The following is a 2,665-nucleotide window of genomic DNA, read 5'->3' on the forward strand; positions in this document are numbered from 1 at the left end:
TGCCCCGCCGAGAGGCGGAGCGGGGTGAGATGCCCCGCCGAGAGGCGGAGCGGGGGTCACAGACCGGCGGCTGCGCGCAGATCGTCGACGCGGTCGGTGCGCTCCCACGTGAAGTCGGGCAGTTCGCGACCGAAGTGGCCGTACGCCGCCGTCTGCGCGTAGATCGGGCGCAGTAGGTCGAGCTCGTAGATGATGGCCTTCGGGCGCAGGTCGAACACGTCCAGGATCGCGCGCGTGATGGCCTCGTCGTCGAGATGACCGGTGCCGAACGTCTCGACGTAGAGCCCCACGGGGTTGGCTTTGCCGATCGCGTAGGCGACCTGAACTTCGAGCCGATCGGCCAGGCCCGCGGCCACGGCGTTCTTCGCGACCCAGCGCATCGCGTACGCGGCGGACCGGTCGACCTTCGACGGGTCCTTGCCGCTGAACGCTCCGCCGCCGTGGCGTGAGGCGCCGCCGTACGTGTCGATGATGATCTTGCGACCGGTCAGCCCGGCGTCGCCCTTCGGTCCGCCGATGACGAAGGGGCCTGCGGGATTGATGATCGAGTGCGCGCGTCGGATGTCGAGGCCGGTCTCGGCCAGCACGGGCGCGATCACTTCGGCATCGACGGCGCCACGGAGCGCGGTGAGCGAGATGTCGGGATTGTGCTGGGTGGATACCACGACGGTCTCGATCGTGCGGGGCGTGGTGCCCTCGTAGCCGATCGTCACCTGGGTCTTGCCGTCGGGGCGCAGGAACGGCAGGGCGCCGGAGCGACGGACCTCGGCGAGCCGCTCCGCGATGCGGTGCGCAGTCCAGATCGCGATCGGCATCAGCTGAGGGGTCTCGTTCGTCGCGTAGCCGAACATGAGGCCCTGATCGCCGGCTCCCTGTGCGTCCAGCGGGTCGATGGATCCGCCCTCGCGGTGCTCGTGCGCCGTGTCGACGCCCGTGGCGATGTCGCTGGACTGCTCGCCGATCGAGATGGTTACGCCGCAGGAATCACCGTCGAAGCCGGTGTCGCTCGAGGTGTAGCCGATGCGGTTGACGACCTTGCGAACGATGCCGGGGATGTCGACGTACGCCGCCGTGCGCACCTCGCCGGCGACATGGACCAGGCCTGTGGTGACGAGCGTCTCCACCGCGACGCGGCTGTTCCGGTCCTCCGCGAGGAGCGCATCGAGGATGCTGTCCGAGATCTGGTCACAGATCTTGTCAGGGTGCCCCTCGGTCACGGACTCGGAGGTGAACAGGCGCAGTTCGGTCATCGATGCTCCAGGTGGTAGCGGTGTCGAGGGCGGGTTGCCACAAGTGTGCCCGCCCTGGCGAACACGGCCTGGACGGCCGCCTCGTGCGTTCACACGCGGCGGTCAGCACGCCTGATGATCACTCGGCGGCGCGGAGGCGAAGCTTGTCTTCGTGGATCTCGTGCATCGCGATCGTGAGGGGCTTGTCCTCGACGGTCGAGTCGACGAGCGGGCCCACGTTGTCGAAGAGGTTGCCTTCGTGCAGGTCGGAGTAGTAATCGTTGATCTGGCGCGCGCGCTTGGACGCGTAGATGACGAGCTGGTACTTCGAATCGACCTTCTCGAGCAGGCTGTCGATGGGGGGATCGATGATTCCGTTGTTCGTTCCGGCCACGGCGAAACCTCCTGGTTTGGTGCGGTGTATGTCGGCGAAGTATGTGCAAGCCCGCGGGCGCGCTAAGACGAACGCTCGGGCGACTGTATCAATTCTACGACCTCCCGGGCCGCCGATGCGACGTCGGCGTTGACGACCCGAAAATCGAACTCGTTCTGAGCGGCGAGCTCGCCCTTCGCGGTCCGCAGCCGAAGGGCGCGTTCCTCGTCACCCTCGGTCCCACGGCCCACGAGCCGCTGCACGAGCTCGTCCCAGCTCGGTGGCAGCAGGAACACCAGCGTCGCCGAGGGTTCGGCGGCCCGCACCTGGCGAGCGCCCTGCAGGTCGATCTCGAGCAGCACCGTCCGACCGGCCTCGAGCGCGGCCTCGATCGGCCGGCGCGCGGTGCCGTAGCGATAGCTGTTGTGGACCGTGGCGTACTCGAGAAGCTCGCCCTCGGCGATCAGGCGATCGAACTCGGCGTCGTCGACGAAGAAGTAGTGCTCGCCGTCGACCTCGGCCGGACGCGGTGGGCGCGTCGTCGACGACACCGACAGCATGATCTCGGGGTGGTGCTCCTTGATGTGGGCGGCGACGGTGCCCTTGCCGACCGCGGTGGGTCCGGCGAGCACGACGAGCCGGCTGCGTCTGCCGCGAGCGCTCTGTTCGGGCCACCGTGCGTCGAGGAATTCGCGCATCGCGCGGCGCTGGCGCGCACCGAGGCCGCCGAGCCGCTTGACCGGAGAGATCTCCAGGTCGGCGAGGATGCGGTCGCGCTTACCCTCGCCGATCGCGGGGAGGCTGGTGAGGAACTCGGTCACGCGCATCGTCCCGGCGGGCGATGCCGGGTCGGCGAGGGCGCGGCGCAGCAGCTCCTGCGGGGTGATCACGCGCATCCTGACATCGCGCTTGAGTGCGGCCCGTGCACGTCGGGCGGCGACGGCCTTGCGGGACGCCTCCACTCGGTCGACTTGCGGGGGGCGCGTCAGCGAACCGGGGGTTTGGGGCGGAGCCCCATCAGGGGGGCGCGTCAGCGAACCGGGGGTTTGGGGCGGAGCCCCAT

The 2,665-nt window shown here is 69.0% G+C and carries 3 protein-coding genes; all 3 read right to left on the bottom strand.

Annotated features, from left to right (window positions below):
* Positions 1-56: 56 nt before the first annotated feature.
* The 3 genes from metK to gmk all read right to left on the bottom strand — a co-directional run bounded on the left by metK (position 57) and on the right by gmk (position 2,591).
* Complete coding sequence (metK, locus tag QZV84_RS06190; RefSeq protein WP_292826926.1) at positions 57-1,250, bottom strand: methionine adenosyltransferase; 1,194 nt, start codon at positions 1,248-1,250, stop codon at positions 57-59.
* 118 nt (positions 1,251-1,368) lie between these two features.
* The gene (gene rpoZ, locus QZV84_RS06195; protein ID WP_292826929.1) at positions 1,369-1,623 is read right to left on the bottom strand and encodes a DNA-directed RNA polymerase subunit omega; all 255 of its coding nucleotides are present in this window, start codon (positions 1,621-1,623) and stop codon (positions 1,369-1,371) included.
* Positions 1,624-1,685: 62 nt separating this feature from the next.
* Positions 1,686-2,591, bottom strand: a complete 906-nt coding sequence (gene gmk, locus QZV84_RS06200) for a guanylate kinase (protein ID WP_292827117.1) — start codon at positions 2,589-2,591, stop codon at positions 1,686-1,688.
* Positions 2,592-2,665: the final 74 nt, after the last annotated feature.

This window comes from Microbacterium sp. (genome assembly GCF_011620715.1).
Taxonomy (GTDB): domain Bacteria; phylum Actinomycetota; class Actinomycetes; order Actinomycetales; family Microbacteriaceae; genus Microbacterium.